Annotated in this window: 13 protein-coding genes; 12 read left to right on the forward strand and 1 reads right to left on the reverse strand. The window is 42.1% G+C overall.

Going from position 1 to position 15,222, the window contains the following annotated elements; all coding sequences use genetic code 11:
- The first annotated feature begins 19 nt into the window (after window positions 1-19).
- The 12 genes from mrdA (at window position 20) to PSV17_RS04920 (ending at window position 11,659) form a co-directional block, all read left to right on the forward strand.
- A complete protein-coding gene (mrdA, locus tag PSV17_RS04865) occupies window positions 20-1,975 on the forward strand; it encodes a penicillin-binding protein 2 (protein WP_300480195.1) in 1,956 nt (651 codons plus the stop codon).
- Entirely contained in the window at window positions 1,968-3,062 is a 1,095-nt protein-coding gene (gene rodA, locus PSV17_RS04870; RefSeq protein WP_300480197.1) for a rod shape-determining protein RodA, read from the forward strand. Before mrdA ends, rodA begins: the two co-directional genes overlap by 8 nt.
- Window positions 3,062-4,096, forward strand: a complete 1,035-nt coding sequence (locus tag PSV17_RS04875; protein ID WP_300480198.1) for a septal ring lytic transglycosylase RlpA family protein — start codon at window positions 3,062-3,064, stop codon at window positions 4,094-4,096. Before rodA ends, PSV17_RS04875 begins: the two co-directional genes overlap by 1 nt.
- A gap of 90 nt (window positions 4,097-4,186) precedes the next feature.
- Window positions 4,187-5,287, forward strand: a complete 1,101-nt coding sequence (locus PSV17_RS04880; RefSeq protein WP_300480406.1) for a D-alanyl-D-alanine carboxypeptidase family protein — start codon at window positions 4,187-4,189, stop codon at window positions 5,285-5,287.
- A 22-nt stretch (window positions 5,288-5,309) separates the two neighbouring features.
- A complete protein-coding gene (locus PSV17_RS04885) occupies window positions 5,310-5,591 on the forward strand; it encodes a DUF493 domain-containing protein (protein WP_300480199.1) in 282 nt (93 codons plus the stop codon).
- 44 nt (window positions 5,592-5,635) lie between these two features.
- Window positions 5,636-6,256: a lipoyl(octanoyl) transferase LipB gene (gene lipB, locus PSV17_RS04890; RefSeq protein WP_300480200.1), complete on the forward strand. Its 621-nt coding sequence runs from the start codon at window positions 5,636-5,638 to the stop codon at window positions 6,254-6,256.
- A gap of 42 nt (window positions 6,257-6,298) precedes the next feature.
- Window positions 6,299-7,249, forward strand: a complete 951-nt coding sequence (lipA, locus tag PSV17_RS04895) for a lipoyl synthase (protein WP_300480201.1) — start codon at window positions 6,299-6,301, stop codon at window positions 7,247-7,249.
- A gap of 73 nt (window positions 7,250-7,322) precedes the next feature.
- Complete coding sequence (gshA, locus tag PSV17_RS04900; RefSeq protein WP_300480203.1) at window positions 7,323-8,618, forward strand: glutamate--cysteine ligase; 1,296 nt, start codon at window positions 7,323-7,325, stop codon at window positions 8,616-8,618.
- A 25-nt stretch (window positions 8,619-8,643) separates the two neighbouring features.
- Window positions 8,644-9,570, forward strand: coding sequence for a glutathione synthase (gshB, locus tag PSV17_RS04905; RefSeq protein ID WP_300480205.1), 927 nt, complete (start codon window positions 8,644-8,646; stop codon window positions 9,568-9,570).
- 71 nt (window positions 9,571-9,641) lie between these two features.
- Window positions 9,642-10,700, forward strand: a complete 1,059-nt coding sequence (locus PSV17_RS04910) for an FAD:protein FMN transferase (protein WP_300480206.1) — start codon at window positions 9,642-9,644, stop codon at window positions 10,698-10,700.
- Window positions 10,701-10,762: 62 nt separating this feature from the next.
- Complete coding sequence (locus PSV17_RS04915; RefSeq protein WP_366910393.1) at window positions 10,763-11,062, forward strand: NusG domain II-containing protein; 300 nt, start codon at window positions 10,763-10,765, stop codon at window positions 11,060-11,062.
- Between the two features lie 51 nt (window positions 11,063-11,113).
- Window positions 11,114-11,659, forward strand: a complete 546-nt coding sequence (locus PSV17_RS04920) for a Gx transporter family protein (protein WP_300480207.1) — start codon at window positions 11,114-11,116, stop codon at window positions 11,657-11,659.
- A gap of 170 nt (window positions 11,660-11,829) precedes the next feature.
- Here PSV17_RS04920 and PSV17_RS04925 read toward each other — a convergent pair whose 3' ends face one another.
- Window positions 11,830-15,210, reverse strand: a complete 3,381-nt coding sequence (locus tag PSV17_RS04925) for a PilC/PilY family type IV pilus protein (protein WP_300480208.1) — start codon at window positions 15,208-15,210, stop codon at window positions 11,830-11,832.
- Window positions 15,211-15,222 lie beyond the last annotated feature (12 nt).

Genomic DNA, 15,222 nt, shown 5'->3' on the forward strand with positions numbered 1-15,222 from the left:
TCATGACAGGCATTTAATTATGCGCGCTGAACTTAAGAACTTTCAGCACGAACAGCATTACTTTAAGCTTAGACTGGGCTTTACAGGTTTTGTTGTTTTAGCACTATTTAGCGGACTAGCCCTACGTTTCTCATATTTACAATTAAACCAATATAAACACTATCAAACGCTGGCTGAGAACAATCGTATTTCACTTGTGCCGCTTGTGCCTAATCGTGGGCTAATCCTCGATAAAAATGGGGTAATACTTGCCCACAACTTTTTTGTTTACACCTTAGAAATTATCCCATCGAGGGTGGATGATCTTGAAAAAACCATCTCCGAAGTTAGCAAGTTAGTGGAAGTCAGTTCATTAGACCGCAAACGCTTCAACAAACTTCGCGAGGAAAGCCGAAACTTTGAAAGCGTACCAATTCGCACCCACTTAAATGAAGCAGAAGCGGCAAGTTTTGCGGTGAATCACTACCGATTTCCTGGAGTAGAAATCAAATCCAGACTATTTAGGCACTACCCCCTTCGTAAACAAGGTTCGCATTTGGTAGGTTACATCGGACGCATCAACGATAAAGATTTAGAAACCCTCGCAATTAACGGCGACCTGTCCAACTACAAAGGCTCCGATCATGTAGGCAAAAGTGGCATAGAGCAGTTTTATGAGCGCCAACTACATGGCACTACTGGATTTCAACAAGTAGAAATTGATAAGGATGGTCGTGCCGTTCGAGTATTATCAAGCACTCCGCCTGTGCCTGGCAGTAATCTTATTTTAACTATTGATAGTAAAATTCAGGAGATTGCAGAAACCGCTTTTGGCGAACATCGCGGTGCATTAGTTGCCATTAACCCAAAAACTGGGGAGGTGTTAAGTTACGTCAGCCAACCTACTTTTGACCCGAATTTGTTTGTAGATGGCATTGATGTGGAAAATTGGAGACTACTTAATGACTCTTTAGACAAGCCTCTTATCAATCGACCTATACGCGGCATCTATCCACCTGGCTCAACTTTTAAACCCTTTGTGGCAATGGCTGGCTTGGAAAATAATAAACGTGTTCCACCTTTTAGCATTAGCGATCCAGGTTATTTTACATTAGCGAATAGCGTGCATAGATATAGAGATTGGAAACCGAGCGGTCATGGCATGGTAGATATGCAGCGTGCTATCACCATATCTTGCGACACATTTTTTTATGGCCTAGCGTTAGAATTGGGTATTGAGAAGTTAACGAGTTTTGTCAGTCATTTTAATTTTGGCCGTAAAACGGGCATAGATATTCAAGGTGAAAATGGCGGTCTTTTACCAACGCCAGAGTGGAAGATGCGACGTTTTAAACAACCTTGGTACCAAGGTGAAACGGTTATAGTTGGCATTGGCCAAGGTTATACCTTGGTAACACCGCTGCAGCTAGCACAAGCCACCGCGACCTTAGCGAATAATGGTGTTGCAATGAAACCGCATTTAGTCGCAAAGATCCAAACAGCCATTACTAATGAGGTGCAAACCTTACCACTCGTGGTGCAAGACACCATTCCACTAAAACAAGAAAATATCGATATCGTTAAACAAGGCATGATTGCGGTAACGCAACCTGGTGGTACCGCAGCTGGGGTAGGTGCAAATGCGCCATATGCCATTGCTGCGAAAACTGGCACCGCTCAAGTCATTGGCATCAAACAAAATGCCAAATATAATGCGAGTAGCATAAATGAACGCCATCGTGATCACGCTTTATTTATTGCCTACGCCCCTGCCGATGATCCGACGATCGCGATAGCGGTTATCGTAGAAAATGGTAATCACGGCGGCACTACTGCCGGACCCATCGCCAGAAAGGTGATGGATTACTATTTACTCGGCAAAATGCCAGAGCCTGCCCAAGCCAAGGATGATAAAAAAAATCCAGTTAAACCACCTAATAACGCATTAGGTACTGTGACAACTCATCCTTTGCCAGAAGAAGAATTGCATGATTAATAAATTGCTTAAGCGTTTTTTTAAGCACATCGACCCGTTCCTCATGGTGTGCCTATTCTTTACCTTATTGCTCGGTTTATTTGTGCTTTACAGCGCATCAGGACAAAGTATAGAGCGCATATACGGGCAAGGGATTAACATTGTGCTTGCCTTAAGCTTTATGTGGATCGCCGCAAATATTGCGCCCAATCAACTTGAGCGGGTTGCACTTCCACTCTATGTGTTAGGCGTTTTACTATTAATTGCTGTCGCATTGTTCGGCTCGATTAGTCATGGCGCGCAGCGCTGGCTGAATGTAGGTTTTACTAAAATACAACCTTCAGAAATTATGCGTATCGCCATGCCGATGATGCTTGCTTGGTATTTTTCTAAGCAAGAAGGCAAACCTAAAATGGTGGATTTTGCGATAGGTGGGCTATTGCTACTAGTACCTGTCGCCTTGATTATGAAACAGCCTGATTTAGGCACCTCATTGCTTATTACTGCATCTGGCTTTTATATTTTGTTTTTAGCTGGCTTAAGCTGGAAATTAATGCTTGGTAGCGCAGTTGTACTTGCAGCTTCTACACCTATACTTTGGTCGATGTTGCATGATTATCAACGTAAGCGTGTCGAAATTTTATTAGACCCAACACAAGACCCATTAGGCGCAGGCTACCATACGATTCAAGCTATCATTGCGATTGGCTCTGGAGGCACGGCAGGTAAAGGTTGGCTTAATGGCACTCAAACACAGTTAGAATTTTTACCAGAAAGAACAACTGACTTTATTTTTGCTGTGTTCGGTGAGGAGTTTGGCTTGTTAGGTAATTTATTGCTGTTACTATTATTTACTTTAATTATTTTACGTGGCTTATACATTGCATCACAGGCGCAGAGTACTTTTGGTAGATTATTAGCAGGTAGTATTACACTCACTTTTTTTACCTATGCATTTGTTAACATGGGCATGGTAAGCGGCATATTACCCGTGGTAGGTGTACCATTACCATTAATTAGCTATGGGGGAACTTCTATGGTGACGCTTTGCCTTAGCTTAGGTATTCTAATGAGCATTAATACCCACAAAAAATTGGTAGCCACTTAATGAATTTCAAAATTTCAAACCATCAATCACTAAATCGTCACGTATTCGTCCTGCTAATCACCGCAATGCTGGCTGCATGCGGACAGAGTCCGCCACTCAAATCCGTAGATAAACCGCCTACCCCAGCTTTACCTGCCAGCGAGCCCACTAATACAGAACCCAAGCCAGGCTCAGGCGGCTACTATTTAGATGATGGTCCAGGTGAAAATGCACCCTCGAATATAGATAGTATTCCTGGCGCAACATTAAAAACGGAACAGCCTTACAAACGTGCGAATAAGCCATATTCAGCATTGGGCCAGCGTTACACGCCCATGACTAACTATTTGCCATATAAAAAACAAGGCGTTGCTTCTTGGTACGGCAAACGTTTCCATGGCAAAAAAACTTCTACGGGTGAAATTTATGACATGTACGCCATGACTGCAGCACATACCATTTTGCCAATTCCGAGCTTTGCAAAAGTCACAAACCCTGCAAACGGTCGTTCTGTCATCGTGCGCATTAACGATAGAGGACCGTTTAAACGTGATCGACTGATTGACTTATCTTATGCCGCAGCCTATCAATTGCGCTTAATTAAACAAGGTAGCGGCTTGGTTGAAGTGGAAACAATAGATACGAGTCCTGAGGCTTTACGTAAAATCTCAACTGACCCATCAATGCAGACGGCGAGCGCAACACAAAATCCATCGAATGAAAGCATACCGCCGAGCAATACAACTCCTATTGCCAAAACTTCTTCGTTAGAGCCCGCATCCACGGTAATAACCATCACAACGAGTGCAGCTCCGAGCGCATTACACTCACAATTTTATGTTCAGGCAGGTGCTTTTAAGAATGAAGCAAATGGCGACTTACTACAGAAAAAAATCCAAAGTTTAGAGCTAGGCGAAAATGTAGGGGTAGCTAACGTGTATAATAGAGGCCTATATCGCGTGAAACTTGGGCCATATGCCAGTAAATCTGATGCCGATGTTTCGGCAGCTAACATCCGCAGACAATTAAACATTGCCGCACATGTCACTAATTAATCCACAATATCAAAACATAATCCCATGCAAAATTTAACTTTTACTCCATTAAAAAATATTTTATACGCTGTTGTACTGAGCACAGTGACCATGTCTGGCTTAGTCCAAGCTGAGAGTGCACAAATCGCACCGCCTCCAAATTTAGCGGTTAAGGCTTACTTGCTTAAAGATTTTAATAGTAATTACATAATCGCATCACAAAATAGCAGTATGCGTATTGAGCCAGCTTCACTGACTAAAATCATGACTGCATATTTAGCCTTTAAAGCACTAAAAAATGGACATCTATCTCTTACACAGACACTACCAGTAAGCGAATTTGCATGGCGAGTGGAAGGTTCAAAAATGTTCATCGAACCTAACAAACCTGTAACAGTAGATGAGCTTTTACATGGCACGATTATTCAATCTGGTAATGATTCTTCTATTGCGTTAGCTGAAGGTATTGCAGGAACTGAGCCACAATTCGCAGATATGATGAACAAAGAAGCTGCTCGATTAGGCATGAAAAATACCCATTACATGAATTCAACTGGCTTGCCAGATCCTCAACACTTTACTACTGCCGATGACTTAGCTACGCTAGCTACGGCACTGATACGTGACTTTCCTGATCAATATCAGCGCTTATACTCTACTAAAGAATATACCTATAACAAAATCACTCAGCCTAACCGCAATCGTTTGTTGTGGTCTGACCCCAATGTAGACGGCATGAAAACAGGTCATACTGAATCCGCAGGTTATTGTTTAATTTCTTCAGCAAAACGAGATGGTATTCGTCGCGTTTCTGTAGTGCTAGGTGCACCAACGGATTCAGCCAGAGCAAGTGAAAGCCAGAAATTGCTAAATTATGGTTATCAATACTTTGATTCAAAATTAATCTACAAACAAGGGCAAGCTATTAATCAGCTTAAGGTTTGGAAAGGCACTGAAAATCAAGTGGCTTCCACCGTAGCTAACAATTTATTTGTGACCGTTCCAAAAGGTGACTATGCCAACATTAAGGCCGTCATGTCTAGCACTCAACCGCTTGTTGCCCCGATAAAAAAAGGTCAAGTAGTCGGCACTGTGAAATTCACCCTCAACGGCAAAACCATAGAAGAGCGCAATTTAGTTGCCGCAAAATCTATTGATGGCGCGGGCATATTAGGACGCGCTTGGGATACGATTAAACTGTTAATGCAATAAAAAACATTACCGGACTCACATTATGGCTGACATAGAACCTCACACCGCCCCCCCGTTAATTGACTTCCCAACTGACTTTCCTATTAAAGTCATGGGAAAGACTGAGAGTCAGTTTCCTGAGACTGTGATTTCGCTTATCCAAACCATCATTCCAACCTTCAATCCTGAAAATATTGAATCTAGGATAAGCTCCTCTGGGAAATATACCAGTCTCACCTGCACCGTGCATGTGGAATCACAAGTACAATTAGATGATATTTATCGTTTAATTAGTACACACCCATTAGTTAAATTTGCGCTTTAAAACTAATAAATAATTTTTAAAGTAATTTCACCCGACTAAAACCAATGACCGTGCAGCAATCTTTCTTAATCAGGCAGCTAGGTTTGACTGATTTTGAAACCACTTGGCACGCCATGCAAAAGTTTACGGCAGAGCGCACTGCCAACACGCCAGATGAATTATGGTTAACAGAGCATTCAGCCGTATACTCGCTGGGCTTAAATCGTAAAAATGTGCGCTTACCATTTCGAAATGATATCCCTTTGGTACATACTGACCGAGGCGGAAAAATCACTTATCACGGGCCTGGTCAGCTGATTATTTACGTGCTGTTTGATCTAAAACGGCGCAATCTTAATATTCGGAAATTAGTAAGCTTGCTTGAAAATACCGTGATAGAGCTACTAGACAGTTTTGGTAAAAAAGCTATTGCAAAAGCCGATGCCCCTGGCGTATACATTGATGAAGCTAAGGTTGCCTCATTAGGCTTACGCATCAAAAATAATTGCTGTTATCATGGCTTAAGTTTAAATATAAACATGGACTTATCACCGTTCGGTGCCATTGATCCATGTGGCTATGTGGGCTTAAAAGTCACACAAACTAGAGCATTAGGCATCAATGCCAATTTAGAAACCATCAGTGAGTTGTTACTGAACATACTCAAGAAAAATCTCGGCTCATGAGAAATCTTGGCTCACAAAATAATTTAGCAAATGGAAATACAAATGACTGAGGTAAGAACATCAAAAATTGCTGGTGTAAAAGAGATAGATAGCGCTAAAACTTCACGCATTCCTATCAAAATCATTCCGATGCCTATGCTGCGCAAGCCTGAGTGGATACGCATGAAAGCACCTGATTCAGCGCGGTACCAAGAAATTAAAAAGATTCTACGAGATAATAATCTTCATACCGTGTGTGAGGAAGCTAGTTGCCCAAACATCGGTGAATGCTTTAGTGGCGGAACCGCTACTTTTATGATTTTGGGGGACATTTGTACACGCCGTTGTCCATTTTGCGATGTTGCTCACGGTAAACCACTGCCGCCTGATGTGAATGAGCCAGAGAACTTAGCGCGCACAATCGCACAAATGAAACTCAAATATGTGGTGATTACCAGTGTAGACCGTGATGATTTAAAAGATGGCGGTGCGCAACACTTTGTAGATTGCATAAAGGCTGTGCGTGCGCAGTCGCCCAATATTAAAATTGAAATCCTCGTGCCAGATTTTCGTGGTCGCTTAGAGGTTGCCATGGAAATTCTGCGTAATGCGCCACCTGATGTCATGAATCACAATCTTGAGACGATTCCGCGCCTTTACAAACAAGCGCGTCCAGGCTCAGACTACAATAATTCATTACAACTATTAAAAACCTTTGGCGAAATGTACCCAGAAGTACCCACAAAATCGGGCCTAATGCTTGGTTTGGGTGAGACAGACGAAGAAATTTTAGAGGTAATGGCCGACTTACGTGCGCACAACGTCAGCATGTTAACCTTGGGTCAATACTTACAACCAAGCGTGCATCATTTGCCCGTCATGCGCTATGTAGAACCTGCATCATTTGAAAAATTAAAAGAAAAAGCTGAGGCTATGGGCTTTAATAATACGGCTAGTGGCCCCATGGTAAGAAGCAGCTATCACGCTGACGTTCAAGCGCATGAAGTCATTTAAAGCCATTCAAAAAAAGACAACACTAACGTCGCGATGATAAAGTAGCCTTAACTAGATACCGAAAAGAGATTCTATGGTTCCACACCTAACAACCGCGCTCAATGGTCCATTACTTAGCATAGAAAAAAGCATGCTTGAAGCCATGCCGAAAATCGAACATTGGTTTCGCTCGCAATGGCTAGAATATTCCTCACCATTTTATGCCAGTGTAGATTTACGTAACTCTGGCTTCAAATTAGCGCCGGTTGATACCAATTTATTCCCTGGGGGCTTCAATAATCTCAATCCTGATTTCTTATCTTTAAGCGTTCAAGCAGCAATGGTGGCGGTTGAGAAGGTCTGCCCTGAAGCTCATCGATTGCTCATTATTCCTGAAAATCATACTCGCAATACCTACTACCTACGCAATGTAGTTGAGCTTGTGAATATTATGAAAAAAGCGGGTCTAGATGTAAGAGTTGGTTCTATTTCACCAGAGATTACCGAACCCACCAAGCTCGAAACACAGGATGGTCATACGCTTTTATTAGAGCCTGTAGTGCGTATAGGCAATCGCATCAAACTCATTAACAATGAGCTTGGCGACTTTGATAGTTGTGCGATTTTGCTTAACAATGATTTGTCTGCGGGTATTCCTGCAATTCTTGAGAATCTCGAACAAAATTTAATTCCACCGTTACATGCTGGCTGGAGTACGCGCCGTAAATCTCAGCATTTTTCTGCTTATAATCGCGTAGCAAGTGAATTCGCTGCACTACTTGGCATAGATGAGTGGTTGTTAAACCCTTATTTCGATACCTGTGGCGAAGTAGATTTTCACGCACGTACCGGTGAAGAATGCCTTGCCCTTAAAGTAGAAGAATTACTGGCAAAAATCAAGACAAAATATACTCAATACGGCGTCACACAAGAACCCTTTGTCATTGTAAAAGCTGATGCAGGTACTTATGGCATGGGCATTATGACGGTGAAATCACCCGATGATGTACGCGATTTAAATCGTAAAGCGCGCAATAAAATGTCTGTGGTAAAAGAAGGTTTGCAAGTTTCTGAGGTCATCATACAAGAAGGCGTTTATACCTTTGAGAGCATTAATGAAGCAGTTGCAGAGCCTGTGGTGTATATGATGGACCATTTTGTGATTGGTGGATTCTACCGCGTACATACTGGTCGCGGTGTAGATGAAAACCTCAATGCACCAGGCTCACAATTTGTGCCACTTGCGTTCGAAAAACCATGCAGCACACCAGATTGCGCTGGCGCACCTGATGCCACGCCTAACCGTTTTTATGCATATGGTGTAGTAGCACGTTTAGCTTTACTCGCTGCCGCGATTGAGTTGCAAGAACAAGATCCGCTTAGCCAATAAAGCATGCGACTATGAGTATACGGACATGAAACTCAACTTTATTCTCGACCCGCTCGAGAACCTCAAAAGTTACAAAGACACCAGCTTAGCCATCATGCGCGAGGCCGGGCTGCGTGGTCATGAGTTGTTTGTCAGCATGCAGCATGAGCTTTTTTTACGTGGCGCAACAGCAAAAATCAGCGCGAAAAAATTAATTTTTACTGAGCAAAGTTACACATTAGAAGAGTCTATAGAATTCGCACCAGCAGACTTTGATGGCATTATCATGCGCAAAGATCCGCCATTTGATAACGAGTATCTCTACAGTACTTATTTACTTGAAATTGCAGCTAATCAGGGTGCAAAAGTCTATAACAATCCAAGTGCAATTCGTAGCTGGAATGAAAAACTGTCAGTTACGCGTTTTCCGCAATTCGCACCTGAGTTTTTAGTCACCGCCAATAACGATTTAATAAGAGCATTTTTAAATACTCACCAAGATATAGTCGTTAAGCCACTTGATGGCATGGGTGGCAGTAGCATATTTAGGCTAAATTTGACTGACCCCAATATCAGTGTGATATTGGAAACTATTACCGACTTCGGTAAGCGCACGATTATGGCGCAGCGTTATTTACCCGCAATTTTGCAAGGCGATAAACGTATCATTGTGATTGATGGCGTTCCGTTACCTTATTCATTAGCCCGCATCCCAAAAGCTGGCGAAACACGTGGTAATTTGGCCGCTGGCGGCACGGGGGTCGCACAATTACTCAGCGAGCGTGACTTAGAAATCGCTACAACAGTAGGTAAGGTACTTAAAGCTGAAGGTTTGTTTTTAGTGGGTTTAGATGTGATTGGTGAGCATTTAACCGAAATCAATGTCACTAGCCCCACAGGTATGGTAGAAATCGCCAAGCAATCTATTTGTAAGCCAGCTCAGATATTTATGGATAGACTTGAAAGTATTTAAACTAGAATTATCTAATTAATTGCATGCCATATTGACTGACTAAACCTTAACCTAATGCCCTTCTTCTGCCTATGCGTTTCTTTTTAATTTTACTTTGTGTGTTCCTTACCAGCTGTGCAAAAGAACCTCTCTATCAAAGTCGGGGCTATATTTTTGGCACTCTGGTTGACATTAAAATTTATGGGGAAACTGACTCTCGTGCAAATATCCTAAGCGATAAAATTATGCAAGACTTTCAATCGTTGCATAATCGTCTGCATGCATGGAAACCAATCTCTGCTAATAAATTAAGTGAAATCGGTGAACTCAATGCCGCGTTTGCACGGGGCAATAAACCTATTAGCATCAGCCCAGACTTAGCATACATGTTAGCTGATATTACTAAACTATCAGTAAAATCAAATGGCTTGTTTGACCCAGCCATTAGCCAATTAATAGGAGTTTGGGGCTTTCAGCGCGATGACTTTAGCCCAGTGAATATTGATGCTGAGAAAATAAAATCTCTCGTAAAGGCTAATCCTAGGATGACAGATATTGTGCTTAAAGGTAACACAGCTTACAGCAATAATCCTTCAGTAAAAATTGATTTAGGTGGATACGCCAAAGGCTATGCGCTCGATATTGCGGCGGCCTATTTACGTGAACAACATGTTAAAGGTGCGCTTATCAATGTAGGTGGCAACATAATCGCCATCGGCAATCATGGAGATAAGCCTTGGCGTGTGGGTATCCAAAATCCGCGTGACCCGACCGCAATTGCAACTTTAGATTTACCCGATGGCTGGGCGATTGGCACTTCAGGTGATTACCAGCGTTACTTCATGCTGGAGGGTAAACGTTACAGTCATATCATTGACCCTAGATCAGGCTACCCAACGCAGCACACACAAGCGGTTACGGTGCTTGTGCCACCTCAAGCAACAGGTCAAATTCAAGCAGGTGTGCTTTCAGATGTGGTATCAAAACCTATTTTCATTGAATCACCTGAAAGAAAAAGCCAGGCCGCACAAGCATTTAACATTGAAAATTATATGGTCATTGATGATAAATCCAATATCTTTGTTTCTAAGAATATGGGAACAAAACTCAATTGGTTAAGCCCCAATGTTAAATTCAGCACGATGCAATAATCTATTCGCGTAGCTTAAAGGTCTTACTCAAGAATTTTTGGCGAGGTGACTGACTGGTACTGATAACCAGTACCTTATGCGTCATTTATTTATTTCAAACTTTGTGGACTAATGAACATGCCACCAAAGTGCAAATCCGGCTAGGTGATAAGGTTTACGCCACTTACAGCTTAAACCAACAACGCGAGATTAATCTGCATGGTAAATTAGGTGATGCCACCATTAGCATCGCACAAGGTAAAGCACGGATTGCAAATTCTCCCTGTCATTCGCAATACTGTGTGCTTCAAGGCTGGTTAACGCGCGCTGGGCAAGCTGCCATTTGCTTGCCGAATCAAATCAGTTTGGAATTGCTTGGTTAAAGCAAACCCTACGACACACTTAATTACTAGCCATAATACCAAGCAGCCAAATTGAAAATCACGCAGATAGAAACTACTGAGGACGTCCACCGTATTGCAAAATTAGCAGCAATTGCCATTGTTTTGCATATGGTGGAAGCGGTTATTCCATCACCACTACCAGGCGTTAAACCTGGTGTCGCTAATATTGTTACCTTATATGTGCTATATAAATACGGCTTTGCAACGGCAGCCTGGGTAAGCATTCTACGGGTGTTTGCAAGTAGTCTATTATTGGGTCAATTTTTGTCACCAACATTCTTATTAAGCTTAACTGGCGCACTAGTAAGTTTGGGGGCTTTGGGTATAAGTATGCATTTACCTAAAAAATACTTTGGGGCTGTATCATTAAGCACAATCGCAGCTTTAGCACATATTGCAGGGCAATTAATCGTGGTGAGGTTATGGCTGATTCCACATGCAGGTGTTGGGTATTTAATTCCAGTTTTTGCGGGAGCTGCCTTATTTTTTGGCTTAGTCAACGGCCTAATTACGCATCAACTACTGACTCACGATCCAGATAGCACCATTAGCTCAGATACCTCAACTAGTGCGTGATTGCAAATAGACGATATTTGCATGACCGATTATATTGCGTTTATAAAGAAAAATTAAGCGCGAATAGTTTAAGAGTGTTCAATAATCTAGTATTAATGAAAAGTTAGAATATCAAACTACCACGAGGATTAATCGTGGTAGTTGTGAAAACGTAAATTAACTTATCACTACTAATCTAGGCCCTGTACCTTATGGTAGATTCGCTTACGAATTGGTTTAACTGCAGGGCTTACCTTACCAGGTGAAATTGGTGTATTCAAACCTTTACTTTGGTCGACTGCACCAATCACAATAGTTTCTGGTTTTCCATCAATTAATACGGTGCCCACAACTGGTGAAGGGGGCATACCATCACTGACAAATTTTGATGACCTATCTCCACCGCAACTGCCTGGGTTAGTTTGATCAATGGTTCCAGAGCCATTCAATAAATTCATCCAGTAACCTCTTGCCTCACCAAGCCCAGTAGAACAACTTCCCAGGGCTGGGTCTATCGGACGATTGGTACTAAAAACAACTTGTCCAGCAAGAATCAAGGCTGACGTCACAGCCTGCTCACCTTTACCGTACTGATTTAGATCCATGAACCAACCAGTCGCAGTTGAACTCGGTGTAATAGAAGCAGAGTCGCAACCAAGATCCGTCGTTTTATTTACAAGATTATTTAAATCAATACTATCGCCCGATGTTACGCTCAAGTTATCGAGGTAGACATAAAAACGATTAACTACACTATCGTAAGGATATTGAGATTTCAGTGGATGCTCCCTATCGCCAGAACCTATCGCTATATAGACACGCCCCGCTACTCCTAACAAGGCAGGTTGGAAAAAGAATTTTCTATTGCCTCCTGCAGAAGCAATTTTTCTTATTGTCCAATCTGCGTAAGCTAATGATGGATAAGTAATATTGCCACCAGAGCTTGCTCTTTGCACCATGTCTATACGGTATAAATTGCCACCTGTATCTGCCACATAGGCATAATCAGCTTTACCATCACCATTTACGTCTAGAACTGATACTTCTGAAACTACGCTGCGATCAGTGTTAAATTTTTTAAGAAGCGTTCCGCTTCCTGCATCAACCATATATACATTAGCGCCTTTTGGAGAGTTACAAGAGGGTGAAGCTGAGTTTTCATCTTCACATGGATCGTAACCACCGCCAAACATAGCCACTTTTTCCGTGGTATATCCGGCCACTGGAGCAATCACAGGGGCAGACCAACTCTGACCCATATTTTCAAAACCAGATGTGCAAGTACCTGAGTAACATCCTTGCTTCCATAAAATGCTAGGAGAGTTTTTAGTGGTAACGTTTAAAGCATAAACCATTTGCCCACCACGTCGCATGCTTGGGTAAATCCATACTTTAGTATTATCCAGACTTTGTGCAACACCAATAGATCCATCCCAACCGTAAGGTTTAGGCAAGTAGGCTGCTGCATCAGCAGAAGTGTCGTTCGAAAACTTTATCAATGGGTCATTAGTACGTAGGCGATCTACAAAAGCTGATTGAGCGAATTCAAATGGCATAAACGCCCACATTTCACTTCCATCTTGCGCATTAATAGCTCTAAACATGCCATCATTGGCTCCGTAATAAATGACGGTGTCGCCTTCTCCATAGCTAATAGGCAATGGTCTAGAGTGCACCACATCCCCGTGAATTGATGGTCTGGATTGTGTTGCAGACAACATCTTTGCTTCAGCCTCTGTATTTAGCCCACTCATCCATTTTTTCTGACTATCATTCAAATTTGGCGCAGCTGATAAGTTCGTTGTCGCTGTAAGTGACGTGCTCGAAGCGGTAAGCGTCGTATACAATGTACGGCTTGACGTCCAATTACCACTACCGATACGAAGCAACTCAGCAACAGAACCCTTTTCTACCACAGGTCCATCTGGTAAATCTGAGAAAGCAGCTACTCCAGTTATATCAGGATTAGCTGGGCTAGGCGTCACAGAGACATTGGTGTCAGACCAATAATAAGTAGACTTTTCAACATCCATAGGGGAGTCTGTGGTCCAATAACTAGTGGCACTATCTAGGATAAAACCTGTGGTTGGACTAACTGCAGAAGCACCATCTTTGTCAGCTAGTTCTACATCATTACCAGCTTTAATAATCTGGTAGCGTTTTAAATTACCAAACCAGCGTGGCTTTCTATCTGCGTCTGGTCTAAACATACCGATATACACTTGGTTCTCATTTTGAGCTCGGTTGGTAGAGTTAACAGGTAAAGAGGCTGAAGCAAAAGTAGAGTTTACCGCCAAAATACTGTTAAAGGCCTTAGCAATGGCTGCCGCAATAGCATCAGCGTTTGTTGCACTAAAATATGAACCTTTACCATAACTTGCCATATTTCTTAACAAGCTAGACTGATCTGCACTAGGTTGATCTTTATAGACATCAATAGTGAACATAGTGACATTTTGCTGATCAATGGTCTCAGATACGTCAGTATTCGCTAAAAACGATGCAAATTCGTCTGCATAGCGGTCGGCAGAATTTGACGCTGGCGTAGTATAAGTCGAGGTAACTGAGGTGCATTTCTGCACAAGCCTTTTACTACCACTACAAGAACTCTTTGCACACTGATAAAGGACGTCAGTACTTTTACCTTCGATTAAATCTGATGGTTTTGCCGCCGCACATAAGGTATCACTGTTATAGCATGTACTAGGGCTAATATCAGCAAACGTACTAGCACAAGAATAAGTAGGCATTTTAAACTCGGTAATGGATGCTGGCGGGCTCGATGGGTTGGTCAAATACTTCAGTACTTGCCCCATATCAGGCGATATATTATCCTTAGCAGGAAAACCATTACCAATAAAAATAATATAATTTCTACCGCAAGAAGATTGTGCTGGTGGCACGTAATTGCTACCACTGTATGCTGCAGCATCTGGTTTAGTACCGTCAGCATTATTAGAACCCCAGAATTGAGTACCAAAAACGGGAATCCCACTATAACTAGGGTTCGTTGCAGGTGACTGATTTTTATTGGCAAGCAAGGTTTCTGTATAACCACCAAAATATTTAAATGCGTCAAATAAGGCTGCACTATACTGCACAGAAGACGCCGCTGTTTCCGTGTTAAAGTTTGTAATAATACTGTCAATTTTAGCAATAAACGCAGTGATATTTGCAGCCGTCATTGGCGTAATGGCAGAGCGTACATATGCACCATCGCGAGTGGCATTAGAGTTATTAAACAACATTAAGCCTAAGTTCACACCAATATTGCCATTAACATCTTTTTTCAAGCTCGTTAACACTTTACGAAGTGCTACAAGTTCGTAATAACCCTGCTTGTTGCAATCATTACCGCAAGCCACAGGAGGGACGGCATCGGTGGGCCAACCCTGATTATTGGCTGCCCAATTAGAACTATTATCCAGAATAATCAATACATTAGGATCTGCACTTGAACCCCCACTATCGCCCGTAAAAATATCAATATCTTCTGCTATTGAAGTAGACACTTGTATTGATAGTAATACTGCAAATAGATTAATTAGAAACGATTTAAAAGTAATGTTCATGATGACTTCCTT

This window comes from Methylotenera sp., assembly GCF_029946165.1.
GTDB lineage: Bacteria > Pseudomonadota > Gammaproteobacteria > Burkholderiales > Methylophilaceae > Methylotenera.

What these genes read in the sequence shown, in the direction of transcription:
- mrdA (WP_300480195.1), top strand. Translation starts at nt 20, where the DNA reads ATGCGCGCTGAACTTAAGAACTTTCAGCACGAACAGCATTACTTTAAG.
- rodA (WP_300480197.1), top strand. Translation starts at nt 1,968, where the DNA reads ATGATTAATAAATTGCTTAAGCGTTTTTTTAAGCACATCGACCCGTTC.
- PSV17_RS04875 (WP_300480198.1), top strand. Translation starts at nt 3,062, where the DNA reads ATGAATTTCAAAATTTCAAACCATCAATCACTAAATCGTCACGTATTC.
- PSV17_RS04880 (WP_300480406.1), top strand. Translation starts at nt 4,187, where the DNA reads ATGTCTGGCTTAGTCCAAGCTGAGAGTGCACAAATCGCACCGCCTCCA.
- PSV17_RS04885 (WP_300480199.1), top strand. Translation starts at nt 5,310, where the DNA reads ATGGCTGACATAGAACCTCACACCGCCCCCCCGTTAATTGACTTCCCA.
- lipB (WP_300480200.1), top strand. Translation starts at nt 5,636, where the DNA reads ATGACCGTGCAGCAATCTTTCTTAATCAGGCAGCTAGGTTTGACTGAT.
- lipA (WP_300480201.1), top strand. Translation starts at nt 6,299, where the DNA reads ATGACTGAGGTAAGAACATCAAAAATTGCTGGTGTAAAAGAGATAGAT.
- gshA (WP_300480203.1), top strand. Translation starts at nt 7,323, where the DNA reads ATGGTTCCACACCTAACAACCGCGCTCAATGGTCCATTACTTAGCATA.
- gshB (WP_300480205.1), top strand. Translation starts at nt 8,644, where the DNA reads ATGAAACTCAACTTTATTCTCGACCCGCTCGAGAACCTCAAAAGTTAC.
- PSV17_RS04910 (WP_300480206.1), top strand. Translation starts at nt 9,642, where the DNA reads ATGCGTTTCTTTTTAATTTTACTTTGTGTGTTCCTTACCAGCTGTGCA.
- PSV17_RS04925 (WP_300480208.1), bottom strand. Translation starts at nt 15,210, where the DNA reads ATGAACATTACTTTTAAATCGTTTCTAATTAATCTATTTGCAGTATTA.